The following is a 26554-nucleotide window of genomic DNA, read 5'->3' as shown; positions in this document are numbered from 1 at the left end:
GATTAACCATTGTCAGAGTTGACTTTATTATGGGCAGGAATCAGGCGCGATAAATATTTTCACACATAGCGTTACTCACGTAGGGCTGTTATTGGGAGAAGTCAAGAAATACTTGATGGGGAATCTTTTTAAGATCTCTACTCTCTCAGAACAGTCTGTGTAACGCTATAAATAGTAATTTTCACTATCGCCTCATAATTTAGGGGGGTGATTTTCCTAAGGCATAAGCATGCCAAAGTTCTGCATAGGGAATATTTTTGGATGACCAAGGTTTATGGTGGCCACCACTCCAATGAAGAATTCCAATTTCTGAGCGGGGTTTGCGCAAGGCCCAACTAATCCAGCGATAATTACCAAACCCACAGCAATTCCATTTCCGATCGAGGTGAATATAGTCTTTGAACATCAGGTTCAGCAGGGTTTCATCATTGAGTTGGAACAGCCGATAATTGTACTGGGCTTCCCACTCCAAATAACGGTAGAGTTGTTGATAGTTTTGATCCCCCCAAAAGCTCAAATCTATAAATAAAACTCCGGCATTAAAGGTTTGCTTAAATTTCCGCAGTTCTGAGATCGCCACCCAAGGTCGGGAAAAATGAAAAATTGCCGGAAAAAAATTGGGGGTCGCCGCAAAATAATGCTCAGAAGTAAACGAAATCGAATCAAACAAGGCCGCAATATCTTGGAGAACGATCAAATCCGTATCGAGAAAAATCACCTTGCCCAGGTCGGGAAAAATATCCTTCAGAAATAGTCGGGAATAGAGCAGGAAGATGGCGTTCTCACTCTTGCGGGATTTGGGTTGATATTTGCGTTGAACATAGTCTTGAATGATCGGGTTGGGATGATACTCACGGACACGGAACTGAAACGGTGGGTGAGGAAAATAGGCGTTAATTTCGGACTCAAAGAACGTGGCCTCAGTGGGCGGAGTAATAATGTGGAGAAAGAGACGACCCGGTGAGGCTGTATTTTGCAGAATTGAATTAACTGCCGTGATTAAGCCAAACAAGTAGCTTTTATCTAGGGCAAAAATCAGATGAATGGGCATAAGGAAGTCGCAACACTCCAGAAATGAACTTGGCTTGAGCAGGGGGAGAGTGACAGGAACAGCTTACGGCCCGAAGTCTTGAGTTGGCCCAAATTAGGCATTGAGTTTTTTCTGCAGCAGTTGGTTGGTGAGTTTGGGATCAGCCCGCCCACCGGTTTTTTTCATCATCTGTCCGACAAAGAAGCCCTGGAGTTTCGTTTTCCCCGCCCGATATTGGGCTAGTTCTTCGGGGTGGGCCGCGAGGACTTCATCAATCAGTTTTTCCAGTTCGCCTGTATCGGACATCTGCACCAGCCCTTTTTTCTCAACCAAGGCCTGGGGAGAGCCACCGTTCAGCAGTAATTCCGGGAGAATATCTTTGGCAATTTTGCTACTGATCGTTCCTTTTTCAATCAAGCCAATCAACTCAGCCAGGCCAGCCGGGGTTAAGGGAATATCCACTAAGGTGCGTTTTTCGGTTTTGATGTAGGCCGTAATATCCCCCATAATCCAATTGGCCGCTTGTTTGGGATTGGCTCCGGCGGCAACAACGGCTTCAAAATATTCGGCGGTGGTGCGCTCATCGGTTAGAACACGGGTATCGTAGGCCGATAGTCCCAATTCCGATTCGTAGCGATGCCGTTTTTGGGCCGGGAGTTCGGGGAGTTCAGCTAACCAGGCCTGGTGTTGGGCTTCACTAACTTCAATCGGGCCTAAATCTGGTTCCGGGAAATAACGGTAATCACTGGAGCCTTCCTTGACCCGCATTGTAAAGGTTTGTTGGCTGGCTTCATCCCAGAGGCGGGTTTCTTGGACTAGTTTTTCACCCTCTCGCAGGGCCTGGACTTGACGAGCAATTTCAAAGTCAATCGCTTTTTGGATCGCACTAAAGGAGTTCATGTTTTTAATCTCAACTTTGGTGCCAAATTTCTCTGTTCCCACCGGCCGCACGGAAATGTTCACATCACACCGGAGGGAGCCTTCCTGCATATTCCCGTCACAGACCCCCAGATACCGTAAGATTCGCCGCAGTTCTTGGGCATATTCCGCCGCTTCTTGACCAGAGCGTAAATCAGGTTCAGAGACAATTTCGGCTAACGGCACCCCAGCCCGATTGAAATCTACCAAGGAATAGCTCGATCCTGAGAGGCGATCACTGCCTGCATGGACTAACTTCCCGGCATCTTCTTCCATGTGCAGCCGTGTAATCCCAATCCGTTTGCGAATCGGTTGTTCGTTTTCATCTAAAAGTTCAATTTCTAGCCAACCATGCTCAGCAATCGGTAAATCATACTGGGAAATTTGGTAGTTTTTCGGCAAGTCCGGATAAAAATACTGCTTCCGGTCAAATTTACTGTAGGGGGCAATCTGACAATTGAGGGCTAACCCTGCTTTAACCGCATATTCCAAAACTTTCTGATTTAGAACGGGGAGAGTTCCGGGCAGTCCTAAGCAAATTGGATCCACATTGGTATTGGGGGGCTGGCCAAATTGGGTGGAACTGTTGGAGAAAATTTTGGTATTTGTACTCAATTGACAATGAACCTCCAGGCCAATAACGGCTTCATACTCAGTGGCAATGGTGGTGTTCGTCAAAGTAGCAGTCATATCGGTTCAACTCAGCCGCAGTCAAGGATTTGGAGTCAGTTGAGAGTTAGTATCGCTACCTTAACATACTGCTGGGGGCCTGGTGGATTAAGCTTTTTGGAGCAATTTTATCCGTGATAAAGCCTCATCTGGATGCGGAAATGACTGGCTCTATTTGACAGCAGTTTCTAGCCAAAGAGTCTGAACTAATTTTAATCGCTTCGGGTAAATTCCCCGCCCCTATAGTCCTTCGGGCATTCAAGAAAGGGGCGTAATCTTAAGCAATGAGCGAGTACATTCATAAGAGTCATAACGTCACGGTTTTGTTATATCGTCTAGTTTTTCCGGCTAAATATCGCCGAGTAGTTATTGATGAGCGAGTGGATGAAGTACTGAGGGAGGTCTGTTTAGACATAGAGAAACGCGATGAAATTAAATTTGTAGAGATTGGGGTCGGTAAGACTCCTGTTCATTTTTTAGTCCAATCTGTTCCGACATATTTCCGACATATAGTGTGACAAAGTTAGTGACCATGCTAAAAAGCTTGACTGCCCGTGAAATTTTTAAGCGGTGCCCCGAAGTAAAGCGTCAGTGATGGGGAGGAGAATTTTGGAGTGATGGCTATTTTGCGAGTACAGTTGGAAAACATGGTGACGAGAGAATAATTGCAAGCGATGTGAAGAATCAAGGGCAAGAGTATCTGCAGTTACACCGAGATGGGCAACTCAGTATTTTTTCATACTGATACCCCGTCCGCTTGCGGTGGGGAGGCTTTATTTAACGAGAAAAGCTAGTTCCAGATGTGATTGGGGAACTGGGATATTTCCACCATTCCATACTCTGTTTCCAGGCCCGGCTTTTGGGTTCTAATTCCTGAAAACTAGCGGCAACCGCACTAAACACCGCGTCCACTTCAGCCAGGGGAACTTGCTGGGCCGCCTCTAACTTAATTCCTAAGCGGCTTCCCGTACTTAAGCGGACAATGTAAAACTCTTGGTAAATTGGATCCGTAGGGTTTTTAACTAATGCCTCACCCTGAAGCCGCCGCCCAAACATAACCCGATTAACCGGAGTGACAGGATTCACTAAGGGCCCAGTTCCTAAGCTATAGCGCAAATAATTCATCAGCTCCACTGTAGACAAACTCCCCAGAATACTATCGGCTGCAGGAATTTCTTGAATACCGACTAATAATTCATGCTCGCCGGGTGTCGCCACGGGGGGATAAACAACAGCGACTCCATCCGCAATAGCTCGGGGTGGTGAAAATGGGCCGGGGGTTTGAAAGGTAATACCCAAGAGATTATAGGTCTGGGGGCTGGGTTGTGGCTGGGCTGTTACGGTTCTGACTGGGGCAAAAATGGCAACACCGATGATACTACTTGAGATTAGTGCGCTAATTCCAAGGGATGTTAAATAAGGTCGTATCATGGGAGTCTTAACTAGTCCATTACCAACAATGCTAAATGTATCTGGCAAGTTAAGATTCTATGCAACTCTCGGGCTTGGCCTGGGAAAAGATTGCCGTTCTTCGGGCCAGGTGGACTCTGATCGCGAACTGACTTTTATGGGGATATAAAATAGTGCGCCAGGGAACTGTTTTCACCCTTTTTGCCTCTTTAGCCGTTACGGCTGGCCTGTTAGGGGCAGGGTTTTGGGCGTTGAACCGTTATGCCCCAGGCCTGGTGAACTCTTCTGCCCCCAGTTCCACTACATTCCAGGCCCAGATGACACGCCTGACCCTCTTGGGAGATACGTTCAGCGGCTACAGTACCTTTCGGAATCCTCAATTTCTCCAGGCCCTCAAAGAATCCGGGATTGACTTGATATATAGAGATGAATTTGATCAGGCGGTTCGGGCTAAAACCCTAGGAGAGAACCAAGCGGATTTAGTCGTTACTACTCTGGATCAATTTCTTACCCAACGGCCCCAAGGTAAGATTGTTGGACTGATTGATCGCACGGTTGGGGCCGATGCCGTTGTCCTGAATACCCGTCAATATCCCCAACTGAAATCGCTCTTAGATTTACAAACCCTTGTTAACCAACGCCAACAGGCCGGTCAACCTGTCAGTATTGCCTTTGCTGCCGATACCCCCAGCGAATTTTTGGCTCTGGTCTTAGACACCAAGTTTGATGCTTTTAATCTGTCAGATTTTAATGTGATTCAGGTTGCTGATGCCTCCGAGGCCTGGAAACTGATGCAAGATCCCCAGCAAAATATTGCTTTAGCAGTGTTGTGGGAACCCTATGTCACCCAGGCCCGGCAAGCTAAAAATACGGTCGTCCTTTCCAGTCAAGATGCCCCCACCGCCATTGTGGATGTGATTGTTGCCAGTGATCGCTTAATTCAGTCTCAGCCAGTTGCAATCACAACATTTTTAGAAAACTACTACCGCCGCATTGATGCCAACATTCGTGTTTCGGCTCAACTCCAAGAACAAATTGCCCAAGATGGTAACTTAACCCCCACTGATGCGGCGACAGTCTTGCGAGGCATTGAGTTTTTCACAGCCCCCGAAGCCCTGCAATGGATGCAGAAAAAAATTCTCCAGCAACGAATCCAGGCCACGGCTGCCATTTTGGTCTTAGCTGGACGACTGAGCCAACTCCCGAAGGATACCCAAGACCTCTATACGCCCGAATTTTTGACGCGGGCTGCCACCAATACCCAGACCTTGATTGATCTAGTCCGCGCCGATAATCCAGAACTGGCCGATAAATTAGCAGGGGGGCAAAACCGCCAAACCACTGCCAAACCCGTCACGGCTCAACAGGTTGCCACAGCCACTAATATTGGGAATTTGCAAATCCGTGGAGAGGTAAAATTTGCTACTGGCTCAGCCCAACTCACTCCCGCAAGTACACAAACTCTCCAAGAATTAGCCCGTGACATCAGTGAATTTAATCCAGCTACCGTTGCCGTGCGGGTGATTGGCCATACCTCCCGGACGGGTTCAGCGAGTTTCAACCAGAGTTTAAGTCAACAACGGGCCCAGGTGGTGGCCAATTTCCTTAAGACTCAAGGGATAAAACCAACTGTGGTTGCCGAAGGCAAAGGATTTAGCCAGCCCCTCAGTGGGATTTCCCCAGCAGATATTCGGAACCAGCGGACAGAAATTCGCCTAGTGCGCTTAAATTAGGGTTCTGCTCTCAAAATATCCCAGCAAAAAAACTGATGGCTTCTTTGAGGGCAATCACGAGGGCATCAATTTCAGCTTTGGTGTTGTAGAAATATAAACTGGCCCGGGCTGTAGATTGAACGTTGAGATAGCGATGTAATGGCTGGGTGCAATGATGACCGGCCCGGATCGCAATGCCTGACTCATCGAGAATTGTGGATAAATCATGGGGATGCACGTCACCGGCGGTAAAACTGACTAAGGCGGCGCGACCGAAACCCTCTGGATCAGGAGCTGGGCCGTAAAGCGTTAATTCGGGAATGTCACTCAGTTTTTGCCATAAATAGGCGGTTAATTCAGCTTCGTAATTGTGAATGGCTGTCAGGCCAATGGCATTCAGATAATCTATGGCTGCACCCAAGGCAATGGCCTCACCAATGGCGGGTGTCCCGGCTTCAAATTTATGGGGTAGGTCGGCATAGGTAGCATGGTCAAAAAAGACATCCGCAATCATTTCTCCGCCTCCCAAAAATGGTGGCATGGAACGGAGCAAATCCAGTTTTCCATAGAGAAAGCCGATTCCCGTCGGGGCACACATCTTATGTCCTGAGGCCACCAGCCAATCACAATCAAGGGCCTGGACATCCAGCTTCATGTGGGGCGCACTTTGGCAAGCATCAATTAAAACCTTTGCGCCAACAGCATGGGCTAACTCGGCAATTTGGGCCACAGGCGTGATGCAGCCTAAGGTGTTAGAAACATGAACAACTGCAACCAGTTTAGTTTTATCCGATAATAGGCTTTGAAATTGGGGGAAGTTGAAGGATTGTTGTGCATCCAACTCTACAAACTTGAGGATAGCTCCCGTTTTTTGAGCGACCAGTTGCCAAGGGATTAAATTACTGTGATGTTCAAAAACCGTGAGGATAATTTCATCCCCAGGCCCGAGATGACTTAACCCCCAACTATAGGCCACTAAATTTATCGCTTCACTGGCATTACGGGTATAGACAATTTCCTGACGAGAACGGGCATTAATAAATTTAGCAACTTTATCCCGAGCACCTTCATAAGCTGTTGTGGCTTTGTCACTGAGGGTATGGACACCGCGATGGACGTTGGCGTTGTAGCCCTGATAATAGTCCACAAGGGTTTGAATCACGGCCTGGGGTTTTTGGGAGGTGGCAGCATTATCTAAATAGACGAGGGGTTTGCCGTGAACTTGTTGCTGAAGAATCGGAAAATCGGCGCGGACTAAATCGGCAAGGGGGCGAGTTTGGGTCATTGTCATGGGGGATATACCAGGCTAGGAGAGGAGATGTTAGGCCTCTATGATAGTGAAGGGGGCTAATCAGGGGGGGGATGGCAGTTCCGTTGATTTGAGCTTTACCGATTGATATTGAGATCATAGTTGAGAACCGGCTGGCTTACAAATCTGGTCGAGTTCAAGTTGCATACAAGGGGCTGTAACTCACAAAACTGCTAACTGACTGCCCTTAAAACTCCATAACAGTGACGACATTTATAGGTAACTCCCCGGCAAACTTTGGTATGGCGATGGGCAGAAATGAAATGCTCAGAACAATGACAGAGATAGCGATATCGCCGTTGTTGATATTTAAGGTGGGATACATCCATTTGGTGAGTGCGCTGGGGAGATTGGCCAATCCAGGCCATGAGTTCTTGCCAATGGGGATCATGGCCTCGGGCCTGGTACAGGCGGTAAGCGAGAATATGGGCGAGTTCATGCAGATAGGTGGGAATTAATTCAGTCGGATTTTGGCGCAACAATCTATAGTTGAGTTTGATTTCCTGGCCGCCAATGGCCCGCCCGGCACAACTACGCATCCGCTCACTAAAACTGACAATGACGGCTTGGTCTAGTAAACGGGCTTGACGGAGTGTGAGATAAGGTTGGATCCGCTGAAGGGCCTGGTCGTGGGCGGCGATAATCCGAGTCTTAAGCACCCGGCCGGGTTCTTCCTCAAGATTGACCGTTCCCAGTTGAAAGCGAATGTTCATCAAGCATCCAGACTATGTTCCAATTCCCAGGGGGTAACTTGCTGGCCAAAAGACTGCCACTCTTGATGCTTCAGTTTCAGATAAGCCGTGACAAAGGGTTGGCCCAAGGCCTGGTTCAGGGTTTGGTTGGTTTCTAAGTTGCGCAAGGCATCCAAAAGATTACCCGGTAATTTAGGGGCAGTGTCTAAGGGGAGGGGATCGGTGTAGTTGTTGTTGTCATGGCGGGGGCCGGGGTTTAGCTTTTGCTCAATTCCTTCTAATCCACTGGCAATTAAAACCGCAGGGAGTAAATAGGGGTTAGCGGCTCCATCGGCTAAACGAAATTCAAACCGGCCCGCATCCGGAATCCGAATGGTGTGGGTGCGATTATTACCGCTGTAACTAATAGAATTAGGCGACCAAGTAGCTCCAGAGGTGGTGACAGGGGCATTGATCCGTTTGTAGGAGTTGATAGTCGGATTGCTGATCGCACAGAGGGCCTGGGTATTTTTGAGAACCCCTGCGATAAAGTGATACGCCAAGGACGAGAGGCCCAGTTCGCCGGCTTCATCTAAAAAGAGATTCTGTTCTCCAGTTCCATCCCAAACCGAGAGATGAGTATGGCAGCCATTCCCCGTCAGATGGGCAAACGGTTTTGGCATAAATGTTGCCCGGAACCCGTGTTTTTCGGCAATGGATTTGACCATGAACTTAAAGAACGCATGACGGTCGGCCGTAACCAATGCATCTGCATATTGCCAGTTCATCTCAAATTGACCATTGGCATCTTCATGATCGTTTTGGTATGCGCCCCACCCCAGGCCAAGCATGGCATCGCAAATTTCAGCAATAACATCAAACCGCCGCATCAGGGCCTGTTGGTCGTAGCAGGGTTTGGGTTGGATATCCTTGGGATCTGATAAAGCTAACTCCTCAGCAGACAGTAGGAAAAACTCACACTCGACCCCGGTTTTAATCCGATAGCCTAAATCTGCGGCTTGCCTTAAGGCCCGCTTCAGCACCAGACGGGGAGTTTGCGCAATTTCTTCACAGGCGGGAGTCACTAAATCTGCGGCTAACCAGGCCACCTCAGGTTTCCAAGGCAATTGAATCAGCGTATCTAGATCGGGAATGGCTAACACATCTGGATCCGCCGGAGTCAAATCTAACCAGGCCGCAAATCCCGCAAATCCCGCCCCATTCGTGGCCATCGTATCGATAGCAGCAGTGGGAACTAATTTCGAGCGTTGTACCCCAAACAAGTCCGTAAAGCTAATTAGAAAATAACGGATGCCTCGATTACGGGCGGTTTCGTAGAGTTGGGACATAATAGGCTTGTTGGTAAATTTGCGGATTTAGGTTAGCTTTAGTTTCTTCGTTGTCTTGACATGATGCCATTGGTTACAGGACACAATAGCAAATTTCCAGAATTTTATGACTCTAGGAATCAAGCAGTCTCAACTTTTTAATGAAAGGGTTCACCATGTCAGAGAAATATTTAATCAAGGAGTTTAACGCTCTTCCCCAGGAAGCTCAGTCCCAAGTTTTAGGTTTAATCCAGGCTTTAAAAACTCAAATATGAAAGCTCCCATAGTGATGGAGGTTTTCAACCCACGCCATTAGAGAATGAATCTTTTTTGGGGATATGGCGAGATCGGGAAGACAGCAAGGACGGTACGGCCTGGGTTCGGAAAATTCGGCAATCGGAATGGTCAAACTCCAGTCAAAGGACGTAATCATGAGGACGCAATTACACAAGTTCGCGCTTGAGGCTGAGACTTCGGCCCAACAACAATTTTCACATCTTGATCGAGGGCATTGAGAAACTGAAATAATTCTGGTGCAGAAAACTCACTTAATTTACCGGACATTAAGGCAACAACTTGAGTAATATCTATTTTTAGGATCTCAGCTAGTTCAGCATCAGATACATTTTGGTTTATAACAATTTTGATCACTGAATATCCAAACTCAACTCATCAATCATCCTCTAATAGTTCGATGATGGCTTGACGAATAAAGATGGCATCTTCTGGGTTTTGGTAAGGGTTTCCGGCCCGATGCCCCCAGATTGACGGAATCGGTAAATATTCAGCATTGGGAATTAAATTGGCTTCAGCAGCACAATCTTCAGGCGTGAAATATAAATCCGTTGTGGCTGGCATCACCAAAGTTGTTGCTGAAATGGATTTGAGGGCTTGTTCATAATCCCCCTTAAAGATCGGATTATCACTGACATCACACCGTAACCAGGTATCAAGCATGGTAATCAGATTATGGGGGTCTCGTTTCCGGTAACTGGCTTCCCAGGCCCGTTCTAAATAATCCTCTAAAGACTCATACCCTAACTGGTAATACAAACCTTGACGATAAAAGGCCTGGGAGGCCGCCCAACTCGCGTAAATCTGAGCATAGGCACGATAACCCCGATCCGGAATCCTCTGAAATCGCCTGCCATCCCAGGCCGGGTCAGCGGTTAAAGCCGCGCGCAAACTTTTTAAAAAAATGCGATTGTGATCGGTGGTTTTAGCAGTCCCACATAACGCTGCAATTCGTTCAACCCGATCCGGAAACAATACCCCCCAGTGATAGGCCTGTTGCGCGCCCATTGACCAACCATAAATTAGGGCTAATTTTTCAATTCCAAAGACTATTCTTAATAACTGTTCCTGGGCCTGGACATTATCAACATGGGTAAACCAAAAGTTAGATTCGGCTAGTTGACATTCTGGGCAATTACTCGGCGAACTCGACAGGCCATTGCCAAACATATTTGGAATCACAATAAACCAACGGCTGGGATCAAGAATCCGATCAGGACCAATCAACCAGTCAATATCCGAATGATGCGCGCCATAGGAGGTGGGATAAAGAATCACATTGCTACGATCCGCGTTTAATTCTCCGTAGGTTTGATAGACAATGTTGGCTTCAGATAAAACCGCTCCACATTGAAGCTCAAAGTTAGGAATTGTGTAAGTTTCAGCCATGGATTAAGTCATGAGGGGGCCTGGGCCGCTTGGAAACTATCAATAATTTTGCGATTTGCTGCGATATACCCTGGCTCGATTTCGGTTAAGTTTGCTTTAATTTTCTCATGAGCTTTAGCTAAGGCATGGAAAGGAATTGAGGCATACAGGTGATGTTCAGCATGGTAGGGCATATTCCACATTAGCAAGCGAATCGGCCAAATTGTATAGGTCGTGCGGGTATTAGTGAGCGGGTTTGCATCATAGGTGCAGCCCGTATGTTCTGCCAACAAAATTGCCCGTAAAATTGGTTGTCCCAACGCCAAGGGAATGAGCCAATAGGTCAAAAACCAAGGTTGGTGCAAGGCAAGAGAAATGCCAATAAACAGGACATAAACCAATAGCTGGAACCGAATTGAACGAATCACCTCCGGCCTGGCTTCTGCCGGGATATACGGGCAGTTTTCCAATTTTCCTAACGCAATTTGCGTATGCCCTTTAATTTTGCCCAGCCACCAGGGAATGCCGCTCACTTCCCAAAGATATTCCCGCCAATTGGTTGGTTTGGGGTCTTCCAGTTCCGGATCCTGGCCTGGGAGTTGGGTGTAGCGGTGATGCCATTTGTGATAGCGGCGATAAAAGGTGCTGTTATAGAAGCATAAAATTCCAGCAAACCAGGCCACGGCATCATTCACAGCATTACTCGCAAAGGCGGTTCGGTGACTGGTTTCATGAAGCGTGGCGAACATCGAGGCGAGGCTAAACCCATAGATCACTCCAGCGGGCAAGGCAATCCACCACTGCGCCCAGGCCAAATGTGCCCCCCAAACAATGCCGCTGGCCACCATCACAATTAAATGGGTTAATAGCTGTAAACTACCTCTCCAATCTGACCGTTGATTTAGTTCTTTCAACTCAGCAGTCGGAATGATCAGTTGCGGCTTGAGGGGAGGCAGGGTAGAAGAATTACTCATGAGTACGTGCAGTTTAATGTCACCAGTCCCGTTGCATTCACTATAGTAGTGCAATAATTAAACTCACACACTTGCAGATAGATAGTCTTTCCTTAATCAGCATTACATTCAGGTTTCGGTTCTAATTAGTTGGCATCATATGAAGTGTTTTAGGTTCAGGAACGACTTGCCCTTCTGCTCGCCAAGCGTCTAAGTACATTTCAATCACTTCTTCGCCCTTTTGAATGGCTTCTTCACGAGTTTTTCCATAGGTACAGGGCATGATAACAAGATTTGTAAACTCTGAAATTGTGGCTAGTCACAGTTGATCTTCATCCGACCACTCAACAATACATATTGTAGCCATTCATGAATCCTCGTCCTTCTTCAACTTACTTAGCATACCCATGCGCTAAAAACCATTTAATGGCTTCTTTGAGAGCTTGATCTACCGAAGTTTGGGGTAAATCTAGCTCATTGATGGCCTTGGAAGCGTCGTAATACATCTTTTGTTTTGACATTAAGACTCCATCCACCGGCACACTTGGCGTTTTTCCCAACTGCCCCAACACCATTTCATCAATCCAGGCCACAATTAACGGCACAATTACGGGAATGGTCACTTTTGGAGCCGCTTTTCCAGTCATAGCAGCCAATTTCTCTAAAATCTCTTTCAGGCTCAGGTTTTGATGGCCAAGAATATAACGCTCTCCAGTTTTTCCCTTTGCATAGGCGAGTAGATGCCCCCAGGCCACATCCCGGACATGGATTAAATTTAACCCCGTGTCCACATAAGCTGGCATTTGATTGCGTAAAAACCGGACAATTAAATCTCCGGTTGGTGTGGGTTTGACATCCCAAGGACCGATGGGTGTGGTGGGGTTGACAATAACAATATCTTGACCGTTTTTAATGGCCTGGTGCGCTTCCTGTTCCGCCCAATATTTAGATTTTTTATAGGCACTAATTAACTTTTCTGGAGGACTTTGATAGGCTTCTGTTCCCGGTTTTCCACTTGGATCAACCCCAATCGCAGCGACAGAACTGGTATAGACAACGCGTTCAACTCCGGCAATGTGGGCAGCTTTGAGAATATTTCTGGTTCCTAAAACATTGCTCTCATAGAGTTGTTTCTCATCCTTTCTCCATAAGCTGTAGTGGGCCGCGACATGAAACAGGGCCTGGCAGCCGGTCATGACCTGACTTAAGTTCGGCTGATTCAAATCCCCAGAAATCAGTTCAATGTCCAGGCCCTCAAGGGTGATGGCTTGCTGAGGGTTACGGACAAGTGCTTTGACCAGCCAGCCTTGTTCTTGCAGTAAGCGAATTAAATTGGCCCCCACAAAGCCACTGCCCCCGGTCACAAATGCAATCTGGCCCATGGTTTAGCTTAATGTCCGCCAAAAACTTCAATATTGGCAAAGGCACAGACGGGCGAGGCATGACCGACCCGAATTGCTTGATTAGGTTCCCCTTTCCCGCAATAAGGTGTGCCAAAAATCCCTAGAGTTGATTGATCCCCCACCGCAATCAGATTCCCCCAGAAGTTGGGTGTTGCGCCTCGATAGTTGGGATTACGGAGGACTTGCCCCAATTGCCCGTTGTTAATTTCCCGCGCATATTCACAGCCAAACTGAAACTTGAGCCGATAGTCATCAATAGACCAAGAGCGGTTGGATTCCATGTAAATGCCCTGTTCAATATTGCCAATGATCTCTTGCCAACTCCTACTTCCCGGTTCAAGATTCAAATTGGCCATCCGATCAATGGGCGGCCGATTCCAGGAACAGGCTCGTAAGTTAGCAACCCCCGGAACCCCAGAGCGCAACTGACTTTCCGCACTCCCCAGGCCCCGCAGCAAAATTCCTTCTTTAATCAGGTATTCTCGTTGGGCCGGTACACCGCCATCATCAAACCCATAACTGGCTAACTCGGTCGGGACAGTCGGATCAAAGGTGACATTGAGTAAGGGTGAGCCATAGACCAACTGCCCAAAATCCTCTAACTTGACAAAACTACTGCCGGCATAATTGCGCTCATCGCCCAAAATCCGATCCAACTCCAAGGGATGGCCAATACTTTCATGGATTTGTAGCATCATTTGATCCGGAGCCAGTACCAAATTTGTGGTCGTAGTCGGACATTCAGCGGCGGTTAACAATTCCAGAGCTTGACTGCCAATCTTTGCGGCCCGTTCTAAGACCAATTCCGCTGCCAAAACCTCCAGGCCAGCTTGATAGCAACGGGCAAACATCCCATTGTCAGTTCGTTGTTGAATATTGGCTCCATCTTGGGCCGTGGCGGCATAGTGGGTGATGGCCTGGAGAACGTCTTGGCGAATATTCCCACCATTGCTGCTGACCCAATGGGATGTGGTGGCTACGGTTTGCATCAGGGCCGTGGTTTGGACAATTTTTTCTGAGACTTTCAGGGTTTGACAAATTTTTTGCAAGAGTTCGTTAATTTCCCCCGGCCCCAAGGCACCCAAGGCATCCTGTCCATAACCTCGATATTCCCCGACTACAGCCGGCCGAATCGCCACTGATACAGGGGACAAACTCCACTGCGAGGCTCTTAAGGCTTGTTGATAGGCACGATCTGCGGCTTGCTGCAAACTCTCTCGATCCAAGCGATTACCGGCCCCATAGCCCAGTTGCCCATTCACCAAAACCTCAATCATCACCCCGGCCGAGAGATCATGGTGATTCACTTGGGGGTTGCCATCACGAACCGAGCGCGTGGTGGTTTGTTCTTGGACGTAACGTAAGCTAATCCATTCGGCTTGGGTATTAATTTGGGTTAAAGCCTGGGCCAGATCAGGAGCTTCGAGAGGTGGTGCTAAGACAGGGGCAGCCAGAGGAGTCATGGGCAATGAGGAATAGGTTTGGAGGATGCAACTCCGTGATCTTAGCTCAGTGGCAGACTTACAGTCTAAGGATCTCCAACACTGGTTTGAGGCTTGATAGCTCCAGGCCTGGAATTGTTGGTCAAGCAACGTCAAGCCTGACAAGATAAAAGATTTATGGAGATTCAGGTTATCGACTGGGCCGGGGGGTAATCTGAATGTGATCGTGTTTGGATCGTTAGTTATGGTTACGTGGAAGCCCATTGTTTTATCTGTTGCTTTGGCTGGCCTGGGATTTGGTACTCCGGCGATCTTTGTCCCACAATTCTTTGATGCTCAGGTGCTGGCCCAAACTAAAATTACTCCCAGTCGAGCGTTAACCGTAATTGTTGTGAACAACTCTGGTGTACCAGTTGTGGCCGGTGAAGGTAATGCTAAAAACGATACTCTAGCTCCTGGAAAGTCAAGGTCTTTTTCATTTCCTTCCATTAAGAACTATGTCAATGATGTGAATATCCTGATTTATAACAGTGGTGGAACTCCCCTAATGTTCAGCACTTCCAATTTCAATGCCAGTACAAATACCCTAACGATCAATATCGCCGCAACAAAAGCCAATAACCCCAATGTTCACGGTAGTGTCAGTATTGGCCCCAGTGGCACGGTGCGGTTTATTTAGTTGGGTTTTGGGTTTAAAAAGGGCCTAAGTTTCTGGGCGCAGCAGGGGAAAAGCAATCACATCGCGAATACTGGGGGAATCGGTCAACAACATCACCAGCCGATCAATCCCAATCCCCAGGCCCCCGGTGGGTGGCATCCCCTGTTCTAAGGCAGCGAGGAAATCTTCATCAATGCTGTGGGCTTCTAAGTCTCCGGCTTCTTTACGGGCAGCTTGTGCTTCTAGACGTTGACGCTGATCCACGGCATCGGTTAACTCTGAAAAACTATTAGCTGTCTCGCGCCCAACAATAAACAATTCAAACCGTTCCACCAGGCCAGGTTGGGATCGATGGGGTTTGGCGAGGGGAGAAATTTCCACCGGGTAATCAAGGACAAAGGTGGGCTGAATTAAATTGGGTTCGACCGCTTGCTCAAAGGCTTCATTCAAAACTCGGCCAATGGTGTCGCATTTTTCTACATCTTTAATTCCAGCATTTTGGGCAGCAGCTTTGGCTTCAGTGAGATTCCTAAACTTGCGAAAATCCATCCCCGTAGCTTCCTGCACCACATCAAACATCGTGACGCGCCGCCAAGGAGGAGTTAAATCAATTTTTTGGCCTTGGTAGTTGATCTGAAGCGTGCCTAAAACAGTTTCGGCGGCATAGGTAATCAGAGTTTCCGTCAAGGTCATCATCTCGGTGTAGTCAGCATAGGCCTGGTAAATTTCAATGCTGGTAAATTCCGGGTTGTGGCGAGTTGAGATGCCTTCATTGCGGAAAAGACGACCCATTTCAAAGATTTTCTCAAAGCCACCCACTATCAAGCGTTTTAAGTGTAATTCCGGGGCAACGCGTAAATAGAGTTGCATTTCTAGGGTGTTGTGATAGGTAATAAAGGGCCTAGCTTCGGCTCCCCCCGCTTCAGCTTGCAAAACAGGTGTTTCAATTTCAATAAAGCCCTGTTCATCTAAGTAACGGCGGATAGCGGCGGTGATCAAGGCCCGTTGACGAAAGGTTTGCCGGACTTGGGGGTTAACGATTAAATCCACATAGCGTTGGCGATAGCGTTTTTCGACATCGGTCAGGCCATGCCATTTGTCGGGAAGAGGCAGGAGGGATTTGGTCAGAATTGTGTAGGTGTGGACATAAACCGAGAGTTCGCCTTTTTCGGTGCGCTTAATGGTGCCAACTGCTCCCAAAATATCCCCGGCATCGGTGAGTTGCTTGAGGTGATCAAAGGCCTGGGGGTCGGTTTCGCCCATGTTGGCCTGGATTGTTTGTTTATCTAAATAAAGCTGAATTGTATCGCTTTCATCTTGAAGAGTAAAAAAAGCTAATTTGCCAAACACCCGCCGATTCAGGATGCGCCCGGCCACCGCCACTTGCACATCTACCGTTTCCCCATCCTTGAGATCAACGTACTGGGCCTGGAGTTGGGCGGCGGAATGAGTGCGATCAAACTGGTAGGCATAGGGGTTAATTCCCAAATCCCGTAGTTTGGCCACCTTTTCGCGACGAGTTGCTTTAATCTCTTCTAACCCAGAGCCACTGTGATCCGTTGCCTCAGCCATGCCAATTCCTTAAAACAGTCCCATAATTCCATCGCCTACTGATTTTGCCATTGTTCGCGGGGCCTGGGGAGTTGTGACTGGATGTTATTCACCCAAGATGGATTTATCTAGCTCTAAGGCGGGCTGCATCAGTTTGGCCTCTTCTGGAGTCAAGTGTTCATTCACGATCTTGGGTAGAACTTTGTAGGTGGCCTGGGAGGCTTTTTCATCCCGAAAGGCTTTGATGATTGTTCGATACCAGAGGAGGAAGCCTTCCCGTAAAGAATCTAAGTCATCAAAAAGCATGGAGGTGGCCGATATCCGTAAAACGTGCTGGCGATCTCGTTGACAGACGGCACTATAGTCCTGCTTGCCTTTCTGGAAAATGTAAGGACTTTGGGACTGCAGGGTAGCGCCTAATTTCTCCGTAATGGTCGTCTCAGCATCCCGAACTTTGCTGTAGGCACTCATGCGCGTCTCTACGGTTTCTAGGTAGTCTTTGAGAAATTTTAATTCGGAGGGGCTAGCAAATCGACCATCGGCTTCATTGGCTAAACGGGTTAACTGCTTAAACATTAATATTTTCCTGTGAAATAATCGTTTGTTTTGGCCAGCGCGCATTTAAGAAGCTACTGGGGGAGACGGCAACTAAAAAGCTGTTTAAGATCAATGCCAGGCATGAGTTAATTAACCGCCATTAAACCGTCTCCCGACCAAAGTTTACTGGGACAAAATCGAATGATTCAAGGACAAGATGGGTTGCATATAGGTGTATTCCAAGGGGGATAACAGTTTTTTCATCATGTCTGGCAGTTGTTTGCCATAGGTGTTTTCAGCCATGTGGCTATAGTTAAAGGACTTGACAATGGTGCGATACCAAAGCAGAAAGCCGTCCCGGAGTAAATCCAAATCTGCAAACAACATCGCGGTGGCACTAAGACGAATCGCATTGGTTAAGTCCCGGCGACAAATACTGGCTTGATCCTTGCCGCTAAATGTGTAGCAACTGGATTTAGCTGACAACTGCCGCTGTTGGATTTCCGAGACCATACTGTCTGCTGCTGCACCAATTTTCTTATAGGTTTCGACCCGCTCATCCACAGTATCTAAATAGTCTCGCAGAAATTTTAACTCTGCCGCAGTTGCAAACCGGCCATCGGCTTCTGTGGTCAAGCGATCTAGTTGAGTTAACATAGTCATCCTCCAGATTAATAACAGCAGGGTTAAGGCTGATAAAGTTAAAAATCAATCTCAAATCTCATGTTCAAAAATACACTCCATCACCCAGAAAAACTTTTGCGACTAGGGGGAAAGTTGCCCATTTTTCATCCGTTTTTCGATATCGCTTGCGGAGGCACCTTCGTTTTGCCAGAATGAAGCGGCATCAATCCGTTCCTGCTTACCCACCAGAAATTTACAGTAGGTTTCCCCCATCGCATAGCATTGAATTTCGATACAACCGAGGGATTTTTTAATCAGGCCCGTGAAAAATCCAGCAAACATGCCGGCATAAAGATAGCAAACCGGTTTTCCCACATCCCCTAAGGTTCGAGCAACAACAGAATCAAAGATATTGATAAACATAAAGCCATTTTTCTGCTCCGATAAATCAATATCCCAATTGCCCCACCCTTGGGTGACAAAGGGCCACCACCAGGCCTCGAACAAAAAGCTCAAATTGGTTTGGCGCAATTCGCGGTTATATTCTTGTCGGAAGTTTCGTTGAAAAAAGTCGGCATCTTTTAAGCCCCACTCTTCCCCAATTTTGTACATCACCAAGGTTGAGGCGGGGCCAACTTCCTGCTCCAGGCCAGTGATCATACCCACGATAAAATCTTCGGTAACAAGGATGTTCCGAGCTTGATGCCAGTCATGGATTGTGCCCTGCTCCCGATTAAAGTGAAAATGATCCTCCACACTAAAGTGATTTCGGCGTTGAGGATGGCGTTCGCGAAGAGTTTGGGTAGCAAGAGGCTGGAGCATATTACGACTGGTAAGATGAGCAACCGTATTTTGAGATACAACCATGAGTTCGCAACATGTCCCCCTATGTGTATGATTTAGTGGTTTATTGGCTGGCTCATCCGTGGCACAAATGCTTATGACAATCATGATGAGTCACCATCACAAAAGTCAGCAGTTTGCATAGCCGAGACAATATCCCTATTCCCTAGCCTATTTGGGAAGCTTAAGAAGATGTACCGTGATTTTACGGATATTTGCTTACTGCAACATTTCTACAAGTTCGGCTTCTGTTAGACAGGGAATATTCAGAGTTTGGGCTTTGCTGAGTTTGCTCCCCGCATTTTCACCGACCACGACATAACTGGTTTTCTGGCTGACACTGTCGGTTACCTTCCCCCCGGCCTGTTGAATGCGTTTTTTGGCCTCTGCACGACTCATAGTGGGTAATGTCCCGGTGACAACCAATGTTTTGCCTTTGAGGGGTTGCGAATTGGATGGTACAGGGTGAAGGTCTGGAGTGGTCAGTTGCAGGCCGGCCTGGGACAAGCGGGTGATCAAGGTGTGATTTGCCGGATTTTGCCACCAATCCACTACGGCCTGGGCAATTTCCGGGCCAATTCCATGAATTGCATTCAAGTCCTCAAGGCTGGCCTGGGCTAAGGTTGCCGCGCTGGGAAACTCAGAGGCGATGACTTGGGCATTGACTGCACCGACATGACGAATCCCCAGGCCATAGAGAACTCTTGACCAAGGTTTTTGTCTGGATTTTTCGAGGCTGGCGATGATGTTGGCGGCAGATTTGGCTCCGAGGCGGTCTAGGTTGGCCAGTTGCGGGGCCTGGAGATCATAGAGATCTGCGACTGAGGTCACCCAGCCTTTCTCGACTAATTGACTAATAATCTTCTCCCCCAGGCCCTCCACATCCAAGGCATTCCGACTGACCCAATGGAGCAATGACCCGCGCACAATAGCCGGACAAGTGGGGTTAACACAACGGGTGACCGCCTCATCTTTCGGCTGGATGACAAGTTCATGACACTCCGGGCAATGGCTGGGAAAAACAAAGGGCTGTGCGTGAGGAGAGCGTAATTCTGGAAACACCCGCAAAACTTCTGGAATAATTTCACCTGCTTTGTGAACCACAACCCGATCGCCAATATGTAAATCCAACTCTGCTAAACGATCTCGATTATGGAGAGTAGCGCGGGAAACTGTTGTTCCGGCCAGTTGAACCGGATTTAATTCCGCCACAGGGGTTAAGGCTCCCGTGCGTCCCACTTGCACCGTAATATCTAAAACTGCCGTAATGGCTTGTTCGGGTTCATATTTCCAGGCAATAGCCCAGCGGGGAAATTTTTGGGTAAACCCCAGGCCCTGCTGCACCGCCAAATCATTGAGCTTAATCACCACGCCATCGGTTAAATAGGGCAAAGCCAAACGTCCTGTGGCCCAGAGATCATAGTAGGCCTGGACTGCGGTTAAATCTGGACAGTATTGCCGGTTGGGATTGACCTTAAACCCGATATTTTGCAAGAGTTCCAGACTATGCCATTGGGTTGTGGGAGCGGGGCCTGGGAAGTTGACTGTCCTTAAATCATCGGTCTCAGGCAAATGTAGCGTATAAGCAAAAAAATCTAGTTGACGTTGGGAGACAATCCGGGCATCCAGTTGCCGTAAAGTCCCGGCCGCGGCGTTACGGGGATTGGCAAACAGGGCTTCTCCTTTGGCTTCTCGCTCTTGGTTAATGCGGTGAAAGACATCTAACCCCAAAAAGGCTTCGCCCCGAACTTCAACAATCTCTGGCGGGTTATCCCAATTTAATCTCAGAGGAATCGAACGAATTGTTTTGACATTGGGGGTAATATCCTCCCCAGCCGAGCCATCCCCCCGCGTGACCCCACGGAGTAAGACACCTTTTTCGTAGGTCAAGGCTAACGCTGAGCCATCAATTTTTAATTCGCAGACATATTCGGGTGTAGGCAGTTCGGCCCCTTGATTCGTTTGCCAATACCGCTGCCAGCGCACTTCCCAGGCCTGCATTTCGCCAAAATCAAAGGCATTTTCCAGGCTATAGAGTGGGATATGGTGCTGCACTGAAACAAATTGACTAGCAGGTTTTTCTCCGACCCGCTGTGTAGGACTGTCCGGGGTAATAAACTGCGGAAATTCTTGTTCGAGGGCCTGGAGTTCGTGATAAAGCTGGTCATAGACGGCATCCTCCATGATCGGATTATCCAGGGCATAGTAGGCATAACTGGCCTGGTGCAGGAGTTGGCGGAGTTGGGTGATTTTTTCTTCAGGCTCCACAAGAAAGCCGGGGATATTACTTTGTGTCATACAGCTTAAAATGAGAAACGGCTCAAGCCACTGGCTTCAATAGTTAGGCGTTGAAGCGTCAAAAGACTTTGTAGTTATAGGGTCAGATAGGCTCAATGTCAACCAGAGTATCTGACACTCACCCCAAAAACTATCCGAGAATCAAATTAAATCGGGTACAATGGTTATTCGCGCAAATTATGAGGCTCTGGTTTTCCCCACTCAGCTTCATAGTTATTTGAGTTTATTTTCTTCCTCCACCGTTCACTGCCCAATTACCTAGAGGTCAGCATGGCTAAACGCCGCAATCCTAAAAAAGAAAAAGCCCTCCGTAACCAGGCCTATGCCCGCAAGTTTCGTAAACGGTCTCCGGGTCGCTTTGGCCGCCGCTTCTTCAATGACAACCGTAATGAGGCCAAAGAATCTGAAAATGCTACACCTGAGGCCCTAGAGGGAGCCAGCGACTAGTCCTTAGGGAACTAAAACTAGGCGAGAGGGTGTGTGAGTAACTTTGCGGTTTCCATGCCAGATGCCCAGGCCCGCCCCAACCCCCAGGCCGGGTTCGTCTGGCCACACCAATCACCACAACAGATCAAAGTCGGTGACAGCGGGGCAATGAGGTAGGGCCTGGGATAGCCTTGAGTAATTTGAGCATATCGCCAGCGATGGACTTGTAGCCAGTTGGGGGCTGTCAATAGATCTGGTAAGTCATATTTTTTCTGCACCGAGGCCCAGAGGTAATAACCGGCATCTGCAAGGGGAACAGCCTCAAAATTGGCCTGGGCATAGTCCGGGGTACTGTGGAGAACAATCACAGGAGGGGCTGGCTGCGGTCGTTTTTGGCTATCCCAGGCCCACCAGCAAATTTGCGAATCATCCGGATCCAAGGCCGGTAGGGCTGGTAAAGCTGACCTCAACTCTGGGGCAAAGCCAACCATCACTGTCAGACTGGGATCGTAAGTCACCTGGGCCAGATGGCGGAGAAACTCCAGGGCCAGGCCATGATCGCTCAAGGGCCGGCAAAGTTCGTGGATCTGGGGGGCGGGAATCGCAAGAACTAAGGTCTTACACCACCAGGCCTGGGCTACTTCCTTGGGGTTGACCGTGGTCACTTGCCAAAGTTGGGGGTCTGGATTCACCTGAATCATCGTGACCCGCTGTTGCCGCTCAATCCTTAACCCTTGGGCTAAATGTTTGGCAATGCTCGTCATCCCTTGGGGAGCAGCATAAGCTTGAAAATGACTAAGTTCGGAGGGCTGAGTGGGGGTGAACTCGGGCCAGGCCTGGATTATTTCCTTAGTTAATAGCTCGGTTGTTAAGGCTTGCCACTGGGGCCAATTGGGAAAATCGTCAAAGTCTGGGGGGGCTATCCAGGCCGGGACACCATGATCGAGCCAACAATCTGTCCCAATCCGCCGCGTCGCAATTCGCCCCCCCAGGCCAGCAGACTTTTCTAAAATTAGAACCCGTTGTCCAGACCGCTGTAGCTCTTGCCCACAGGTTAGACCCGATAAACCAGCCCCAACGATAATGACATCAAAAACATCACCACCGGGATCACCCTGGATCGGCATTGGAGTCAGGCTAGTCATTATTTAACCGCTCGTGATGGATTCCAATTCAGACCCTTCAGCAATATCAGCGGAAACTGGGGTCGGAAAAGTTGGGGCCTGGTCTGGGAGCCAATTTAGCAGGGGCAAAGGCAAGAGGGTACTGAGATTGGCGACCACCACTAATATCCACAGCCGCCCAAACTCTTGGTCAGAAATCCCTAGCCAGTGGGTTAGGAGTGCGCCGGTTTCGTGAGAGACCAAATTCGCCAAGTTGGAGATCGCCATTAACAAGGCAAAAAGGGTCGCTTCAATCCCTGGTGGACAGAGGCGGGCGGCCAAAACCAATACAGGCATAAAGGCAATTTGCCCCATCACTGTCAGAATTAAGCTATCTCCCAAACTAAACCAGTGATCATCAATGCCCAGGCCCCGATTAGCATGGGTAACCAACAGCAGCGTCGTCATCCCCAAAGCAGCCGAAAGAACCGTACTCCAGAGGAAAATTGTCCGAACGGGTAGTCCCCGTAAAAATCGTTGAAAGATCCACACCCCCAACAGGGCCGCCAAACTGGTGACTAAGCGGACTCGCCCGAGAAATTCGGGATCAAACCCAAGTTCATTAGTCGTAAAGAAGAAAAAGGCTGAGTCGGAACTGGGAGTGGCTTGCCAGAGAAATAAGAAACCCACGGGCAACCAAATTTGCTTTTGCTTCAGGGCCTGGGCAACATCCAGAATATGCGTCCAGGTGGCTGAGAGTTTAGGGCGTTCCCTGAGAGGGGTTTCATGAATCAAGCCAGCTACCCCTGAGACAAGCAGCGGAAACGTCGCCGTAATTAAAAAAATTGTATCTGTACTGAAGTGGGCCAAAAGCTGTCCACTAAAGTAAGCTGTGATAATACCACCTACCGCTGTTGCCCCCCAGCAGAGGGATTGCAAGGTTCCCGCCGTACTAGCAGATTCTCCCCTGGCCCGCTCCACAACTAAAGAGTCCACAATCACATCACTGACAGCAATTGCTAAAGAACTCAGGGCAATGGCCAAGGTGGCTTGCCAAGGAGCCGTTACACCCAAAGCAAGATAGACCCAGGCCCCGCAGCCCAAGAACCCAGACAAAATTAAGTAGGAACGCCGCCGATAGCCAAAGAGGGGTAAACTATCGGAAAGCAAGCCAAATAAAGGCTTCAAGACCCAAGGCAAGGCGACAATTCCCATGAGGGCGGCCACTTCGGCTGGGGTCAGACCTAACTCATCTTTGAAAAAGAAGCTCACAGCTAGTCGGGCCAAGCCTAAAATACCCTGGACAAAGTACACCAACAGGATTGCCAGCAGTTCCGGGGTGGGTTCTTGCCCCAAAAACACGGTACGCTTCAGCCAGCCCTTGAATCCCGTTGTGGTGGGCGGTACTGGAATGACAAGGGTTTCTGCAGGTGGGTCAACAATCATTACTAAATATTAAGTAGTGCTAATGTCCATGATACTCATCGAATTTGGAACTATGAGTTTAGATAGAGCATATCAGCCAGGCCATCGTTGAACGGGGCTTACAAGGTGCAATGATCATCCCGCAGCCGGTGGTTGGGAACTCCAGGGCAGTGATGGATATCAACAAAGACGGGGGGAAGCTATCACAGTTTTCTGAGCTTGACCTCCTTAAGCTGAAGATATGGGATTCAATAACCTGGAGGATACTCCCCATGCAACTGCAATCTCTCGCTAATGTCACACCGATCATGGCTGGTGTTTTGGGACTGGGTTTAATGCTCAACGCTGGCCTGGCCTGGGCTGATTTTGTTCCTCCCAGTAACCTCGGCCGGCCGGGTAATCGGGAAGGGGCGGCGACTCGGGGGACGTGTAAATTTGATCTAGCCCAAAAAGAGCCAGGTCTGACAGCCCTCATGCCCCGCTCCAACATTGGCCTAACCACGGCGGCTAATCCAACAGTGTTTTGGTATTTACCAAAGAACAACTATCAAGTTGGCGAAATGATGCTCTACAAAGCCACAGAGACTGAACAAACCCTCGTAGATCGCACCACCTTTCTTTTAGAAGGTCGCCCTCCTTTGGATCGGTTTACCTGGGCCAATCAGACTCTAGCTCCCAACCAAGATTATCGCTGGGTGTTAAGTCTCATTTGTGATCCAGCCAATCCCGATCCCTCCCAAATTGTTTATGTGGAAGGTTGGGTGCGGCGGGTGGATTTAGCCCCCAATGTGCAGACAGCACTGACCAATGCCCAAGGTCTGAATCGGTTTCAGATCTTTGCTAAGGCTGGCCTCTGGTACGATGCCCTGACGGTTTTAGCCAAGCAACCCAGTAGTACCCAAGTTCGCCAAGAGTGGGCCAAGCTCCTGACGGCTGAGACGGTACAGTTACCCGCTTTAGGTCGTTATCTCCTGACCAGTGCGACAACCGCCACAACTAAATAATCCCTAGTTGGCACTAAAGACTTGCACACCGCCGCCGCGGGCCATTGGCTCTAACACCAACCGTAATTGGACTGGGGCCGGAGCATTGGTCGCCGCAACAAAGGGTTCATTGGCCAAGGGAATAGGGGTGCGGTCAATATAAACTTCTGCGGCCCGGTTGAGGGGTAAGGCCCGCTGAAGACTGCCATCGGGGTTAAGAATGAGGGTGTATTCCAAGGTTTGACTTAGTTCTGCAGGAGGCTGCCAGCGTTGACTAAAGTAACTCCGCACCGCGGCAACAGACTGACCACTGGCCACATCCAAGTTAAGGGAACGGGCAACGGCGGCCGGTGAGCGGACTGGACTTTGGGCATTGGGGGGCAAGGGCCTGAGGGCAGCGGCTCCAGCACTGGGAGAGGTAATGACGTTACTGTCCAGGCCAGTTTCAAGACGACTATTCTCCTCTGGTTTGGCTGGAGTAGTTGGGGCAGGAATGGTGATCCGGGCGTGGGGAGCATTGGCCTGGGGTGGGGCGGGGCGGGGTAAGAACGGGCTGGGTGCTTCCTCAACGGGACTAGCTGTACGCACTGGGGGGGGAATGGGGGGTAAAGGTATCGGGCGCAAGTTGACAGAGGCCTGGGGTGAGTTGGCAGGAGGTGGAACTTCCCCTAAATCGGCCGGGGCCTTGGGAAGGAGGGTGGGTAAGGGTAAATTCAGTTGGGTCGGAATTTCCGTAGGAGCCATTTCCTGGGAGAGAAACTGGTTTTCCGGTTGGAGCCAAGGGATCAAGGCTGTTGTCACCCCTAAAACGACCGCCGCCACCGCCGTACTTTGTACCCACACGGGTGTTTTTTGCCAAGCTCCATAGACCCGCGCCCCCAGGCCTGGTTGAGGCTGTAACAGCGGCCAGCATTCCCCTAAAAGATTACCGAGATCAAATAACTGGGAGAGGCTCAAGGGTAAAACCGAGGGATCAAAGTTTTCTTGGGCTTCTGAACAAGTTAATCTTAAAGGCCCTAGATGCAGATGATGGGACAAAGGAGAGACCTGGGTGAGGAAAATGGCTGGAGAGCCGGATAAATCCCCTCCTGCTGGGGCAAAAACGTCCGAAACTAGGGTACTGATCTCCTGATCCAAACTGGCCGGGGCGAAGAGTCGCATGGGTTGGGCTTGCTCTGTGAAGGCCTGTCGCCGTTTTGCTAATAGGGCCTGGATGTAATTATTGACACAACGATAAAGGGCCTCTAATTCTGATCGCTGGCCATGGATTTCAATAACGGGGCTTTCCGCGAGATGACGGGTATCTTCGGCTGGGGACAAGCGGAGCGTAAATTGTAAATTTTCCCAAGCTTGGCGAGTTGCCCAGGCCAAGAGAGGATGACTCTCACCCGTGAGCCAAAGTTGACAGGTGGGTTGACGATAATAGGCTTCTTGGAGCATAGACATTAAACCTAGGCACTATCCCACTATATCGGTCTAGCCTTCTCTGACCAGTGCTGACCCAGCTTATCCCGATCGTCCTAGATGCGAAACTGCAAACGGTATTGGCCCAAAGAGCATAGGGAGGTGTAGTTAGTTAGTAATTGTCAAAACAAAAAT

Annotated in this window: 24 protein-coding genes and 1 pseudogene; 5 read left to right on the top strand and 20 right to left on the bottom strand. The window is 48.9% G+C overall.

The features are described from left to right. Positions 1-199 precede the first annotated feature (199 nt). Entirely contained in the window at positions 200-1051 is an 852-nt protein-coding gene (locus SYN6312_RS16120; protein ID WP_015125955.1) for an LPS glycosyltransferase, read from the bottom strand. 93 nt (positions 1052-1144) lie between these two features. Next, entirely contained in the window at positions 1145-2638 is a 1494-nt protein-coding gene (gatB, locus tag SYN6312_RS16115) for an Asp-tRNA(Asn)/Glu-tRNA(Gln) amidotransferase subunit GatB (protein WP_015125954.1), read from the bottom strand. Positions 2639-2901: 263 nt separating this feature from the next. Between gatB and tnpA the strand changes: the two are divergent. After that, positions 2902-3362: pseudogene (tnpA, locus tag SYN6312_RS19180) on the top strand (IS200/IS605 family transposase). A gap of 32 nt (positions 3363-3394) precedes the next feature. On the opposite strand, the gene SYN6312_RS16110 reads toward tnpA, so the two are convergent. Further along, positions 3395-4048, bottom strand: a complete 654-nt coding sequence (locus tag SYN6312_RS16110; protein WP_015125953.1) for a hypothetical protein — start codon at positions 4046-4048, stop codon at positions 3395-3397. 152 nt (positions 4049-4200) lie between these two features. On the opposite strand from SYN6312_RS16110, the gene SYN6312_RS16105 reads away from it, so the two are divergent. Further along, complete coding sequence (locus SYN6312_RS16105) at positions 4201-5760, top strand: phosphate ABC transporter substrate-binding/OmpA family protein (RefSeq protein ID WP_015125952.1); 1560 nt, start codon at positions 4201-4203, stop codon at positions 5758-5760. 10 nt (positions 5761-5770) lie between these two features. On the opposite strand, the gene SYN6312_RS16100 is transcribed toward SYN6312_RS16105, so the two are convergent. The 9 genes from SYN6312_RS16100 to SYN6312_RS16060 all read right to left on the bottom strand — a co-directional run bounded on the left by SYN6312_RS16100 (position 5771) and on the right by SYN6312_RS16060 (position 14657). Continuing rightward, the gene (locus SYN6312_RS16100; protein ID WP_015125951.1) at positions 5771-7030 is read right to left on the bottom strand and encodes a SufS family cysteine desulfurase; all 1260 of its coding nucleotides are present in this window, start codon (positions 7028-7030) and stop codon (positions 5771-5773) included. Between the two features lie 191 nt (positions 7031-7221). Beyond that, positions 7222-7761, bottom strand: coding sequence for a SprT-like domain-containing protein (locus tag SYN6312_RS18525; RefSeq protein WP_015125950.1), 540 nt, complete (start codon positions 7759-7761; stop codon positions 7222-7224). Next, complete coding sequence (glnT, locus tag SYN6312_RS16090; protein WP_015125949.1) at positions 7761-9068, bottom strand: type III glutamate--ammonia ligase; 1308 nt, start codon at positions 9066-9068, stop codon at positions 7761-7763. Before glnT ends, SYN6312_RS18525 begins: the two co-directional genes overlap by 1 nt. Positions 9069-9476: 408 nt before the next feature. Continuing rightward, positions 9477-9698 (bottom strand): XRE family transcriptional regulator, encoded by a 222-nt coding sequence (locus SYN6312_RS16085; protein WP_051021058.1) that lies wholly within the window; start codon positions 9696-9698, stop codon positions 9477-9479. Between the two features lie 21 nt (positions 9699-9719). Continuing rightward, positions 9720-10730, bottom strand: coding sequence for an alpha/beta fold hydrolase (locus tag SYN6312_RS16080; RefSeq protein ID WP_015125948.1), 1011 nt, complete (start codon positions 10728-10730; stop codon positions 9720-9722). Positions 10731-10738: 8 nt separating this feature from the next. After that, entirely contained in the window at positions 10739-11683 is a 945-nt protein-coding gene (locus SYN6312_RS16075; RefSeq protein ID WP_041430907.1) for a fatty acid desaturase family protein, read from the bottom strand. A 121-nt stretch (positions 11684-11804) separates the two neighbouring features. Beyond that, positions 11805-11945, bottom strand: a complete 141-nt coding sequence (locus tag SYN6312_RS20675) for a type II toxin-antitoxin system HicB family antitoxin (RefSeq protein ID WP_253276378.1) — start codon at positions 11943-11945, stop codon at positions 11805-11807. Positions 11946-12054: 109 nt separating this feature from the next. Continuing rightward, positions 12055-13044: a hopanoid-associated sugar epimerase gene (gene hpnA / locus SYN6312_RS16065; protein WP_015125946.1), complete on the bottom strand. Its 990-nt coding sequence runs from the start codon at positions 13042-13044 to the stop codon at positions 12055-12057. 8 nt (positions 13045-13052) lie between these two features. Continuing rightward, positions 13053-14657, bottom strand: a complete 1605-nt coding sequence (locus SYN6312_RS16060; RefSeq protein ID WP_253276377.1) for a TldD/PmbA family protein — start codon at positions 14655-14657, stop codon at positions 13053-13055. A gap of 94 nt (positions 14658-14751) precedes the next feature. On the opposite strand from SYN6312_RS16060, the gene SYN6312_RS16055 reads away from it, so the two are divergent. Beyond that, on the top strand, positions 14752-15186 hold the full coding sequence (locus SYN6312_RS16055) for a hypothetical protein (RefSeq protein ID WP_015125944.1): 435 nt from the start codon (positions 14752-14754) through the stop codon (positions 15184-15186). A 24-nt stretch (positions 15187-15210) separates the two neighbouring features. On the opposite strand, the gene lysS is transcribed toward SYN6312_RS16055, so the two are convergent. The 5 genes from lysS to ligA all read right to left on the bottom strand — a co-directional run bounded on the left by lysS (position 15211) and on the right by ligA (position 21018). Beyond that, positions 15211-16737: a lysine--tRNA ligase gene (gene lysS / locus SYN6312_RS16050; RefSeq protein ID WP_015125943.1), complete on the bottom strand. Its 1527-nt coding sequence runs from the start codon at positions 16735-16737 to the stop codon at positions 15211-15213. A gap of 84 nt (positions 16738-16821) precedes the next feature. Then, positions 16822-17292 (bottom strand): phycobilisome protein, encoded by a 471-nt coding sequence (locus SYN6312_RS16045; protein WP_015125942.1) that lies wholly within the window; start codon positions 17290-17292, stop codon positions 16822-16824. Positions 17293-17436: 144 nt separating this feature from the next. Then, the gene (locus SYN6312_RS16040; protein ID WP_015125941.1) at positions 17437-17910 is read right to left on the bottom strand and encodes a phycobilisome protein; all 474 of its coding nucleotides are present in this window, start codon (positions 17908-17910) and stop codon (positions 17437-17439) included. A 108-nt stretch (positions 17911-18018) separates the two neighbouring features. Beyond that, positions 18019-18744 (bottom strand): V4R domain-containing protein, encoded by a 726-nt coding sequence (locus SYN6312_RS16035; RefSeq protein ID WP_156804850.1) that lies wholly within the window; start codon positions 18742-18744, stop codon positions 18019-18021. A 195-nt stretch (positions 18745-18939) separates the two neighbouring features. Further along, entirely contained in the window at positions 18940-21018 is a 2079-nt protein-coding gene (ligA, locus tag SYN6312_RS16030) for an NAD-dependent DNA ligase LigA (protein ID WP_015125939.1), read from the bottom strand. 270 nt (positions 21019-21288) lie between these two features. Between ligA and SYN6312_RS20005 the strand changes: the two genes are divergently transcribed. Beyond that, a complete protein-coding gene (locus SYN6312_RS20005; RefSeq protein WP_015125938.1) occupies positions 21289-21465 on the top strand; it encodes a hypothetical protein in 177 nt (58 codons plus the stop codon). 17 nt (positions 21466-21482) lie between these two features. Here the strand turns inward: SYN6312_RS20005 and SYN6312_RS16025 are convergent, their stop codons facing one another. Next, positions 21483-22589: an NAD(P)/FAD-dependent oxidoreductase gene (locus SYN6312_RS16025; protein ID WP_015125937.1), complete on the bottom strand. Its 1107-nt coding sequence runs from the start codon at positions 22587-22589 to the stop codon at positions 21483-21485. A 3-nt stretch (positions 22590-22592) separates the two neighbouring features. After that, positions 22593-23993 (bottom strand): folate/biopterin family MFS transporter, encoded by a 1401-nt coding sequence (locus SYN6312_RS16020; protein ID WP_015125936.1) that lies wholly within the window; start codon positions 23991-23993, stop codon positions 22593-22595. Positions 23994-24244: 251 nt separating this feature from the next. Here SYN6312_RS16020 and SYN6312_RS16015 point away from each other — a divergent pair, with 251 nt between their 5' ends. Continuing rightward, positions 24245-24976 (top strand): DUF928 domain-containing protein, encoded by a 732-nt coding sequence (locus tag SYN6312_RS16015; RefSeq protein WP_015125935.1) that lies wholly within the window; start codon positions 24245-24247, stop codon positions 24974-24976. A gap of 3 nt (positions 24977-24979) precedes the next feature. Here the strand turns inward: SYN6312_RS16015 and SYN6312_RS16010 are convergent, their stop codons facing one another. After that, positions 24980-26395 (bottom strand): DUF4335 domain-containing protein, encoded by a 1416-nt coding sequence (locus SYN6312_RS16010; RefSeq protein WP_015125934.1) that lies wholly within the window; start codon positions 26393-26395, stop codon positions 24980-24982. Positions 26396-26554: the final 159 nt, after the last annotated feature.

This window comes from Synechococcus sp. PCC 6312 (assembly GCF_000316685.1).
Taxonomy (GTDB): domain Bacteria; phylum Cyanobacteriota; class Cyanobacteriia; order Thermosynechococcales; family Thermosynechococcaceae; genus Pseudocalidococcus.
The sequence above is the reverse complement of the archived record's forward strand: the minus strand, read 5'-3'. Positions and strand labels throughout refer to the sequence as shown.

Coding starts and splice junctions, on each gene's coding strand:
- SYN6312_RS16110 (WP_015125953.1), bottom strand. CDS start 4,048: ATGATACGACCTTATTTAACATCCCTTGGAATTAGCGCACTAATCTCA.
- lysS (WP_015125943.1), bottom strand. CDS start 16,737: ATGGCTGAGGCAACGGATCACAGTGGCTCTGGGTTAGAAGAGATTAAA.
- hpnA (WP_015125946.1), bottom strand. CDS start 13,044: ATGGGCCAGATTGCATTTGTGACCGGGGGCAGTGGCTTTGTGGGGGCC.
- SYN6312_RS16020 (WP_015125936.1), bottom strand. CDS start 23,993: ATGATTGTTGACCCACCTGCAGAAACCCTTGTCATTCCAGTACCGCCC.
- SYN6312_RS18525 (WP_015125950.1), bottom strand. CDS start 7,761: ATGAACATTCGCTTTCAACTGGGAACGGTCAATCTTGAGGAAGAACCC.
- SYN6312_RS16080 (WP_015125948.1), bottom strand. CDS start 10,730: ATGGCTGAAACTTACACAATTCCTAACTTTGAGCTTCAATGTGGAGCG.
- SYN6312_RS16010 (WP_015125934.1), bottom strand. CDS start 26,395: ATGCTCCAAGAAGCCTATTATCGTCAACCCACCTGTCAACTTTGGCTC.
- SYN6312_RS16040 (WP_015125941.1), bottom strand. CDS start 17,910: ATGTTAACTCAACTAGATCGCTTGACCACAGAAGCCGATGGCCGGTTT.
- SYN6312_RS16075 (WP_041430907.1), bottom strand. CDS start 11,683: ATGAGTAATTCTTCTACCCTGCCTCCCCTCAAGCCGCAACTGATCATT.
- SYN6312_RS16025 (WP_015125937.1), bottom strand. CDS start 22,589: ATGACTAGCCTGACTCCAATGCCGATCCAGGGTGATCCCGGTGGTGAT.
- SYN6312_RS20675 (WP_253276378.1), bottom strand. CDS start 11,945: ATGCCCTGTACCTATGGAAAAACTCGTGAAGAAGCCATTCAAAAGGGC.
- SYN6312_RS16015 (WP_015125935.1), top strand. CDS start 24,245: ATGCAACTGCAATCTCTCGCTAATGTCACACCGATCATGGCTGGTGTT.
- SYN6312_RS16035 (WP_156804850.1), bottom strand. CDS start 18,744: ATGGTTGTATCTCAAAATACGGTTGCTCATCTTACCAGTCGTAATATG.
- glnT (WP_015125949.1), bottom strand. CDS start 9,068: ATGTCCCAACTCTACGAAACCGCCCGTAATCGAGGCATCCGTTATTTT.
- SYN6312_RS16045 (WP_015125942.1), bottom strand. CDS start 17,292: ATGTTTAAGCAGTTAACCCGTTTAGCCAATGAAGCCGATGGTCGATTT.
- SYN6312_RS16055 (WP_015125944.1), top strand. CDS start 14,752: ATGGTTACGTGGAAGCCCATTGTTTTATCTGTTGCTTTGGCTGGCCTG.
- SYN6312_RS16100 (WP_015125951.1), bottom strand. CDS start 7,030: ATGACAATGACCCAAACTCGCCCCCTTGCCGATTTAGTCCGCGCCGAT.
- gatB (WP_015125954.1), bottom strand. CDS start 2,638: ATGACTGCTACTTTGACGAACACCACCATTGCCACTGAGTATGAAGCC.
- SYN6312_RS16120 (WP_015125955.1), bottom strand. CDS start 1,051: ATGCCCATTCATCTGATTTTTGCCCTAGATAAAAGCTACTTGTTTGGC.
- ligA (WP_015125939.1), bottom strand. CDS start 21,018: ATGACACAAAGTAATATCCCCGGCTTTCTTGTGGAGCCTGAAGAAAAA.
- SYN6312_RS20005 (WP_015125938.1), top strand. CDS start 21,289: ATGGCTAAACGCCGCAATCCTAAAAAAGAAAAAGCCCTCCGTAACCAG.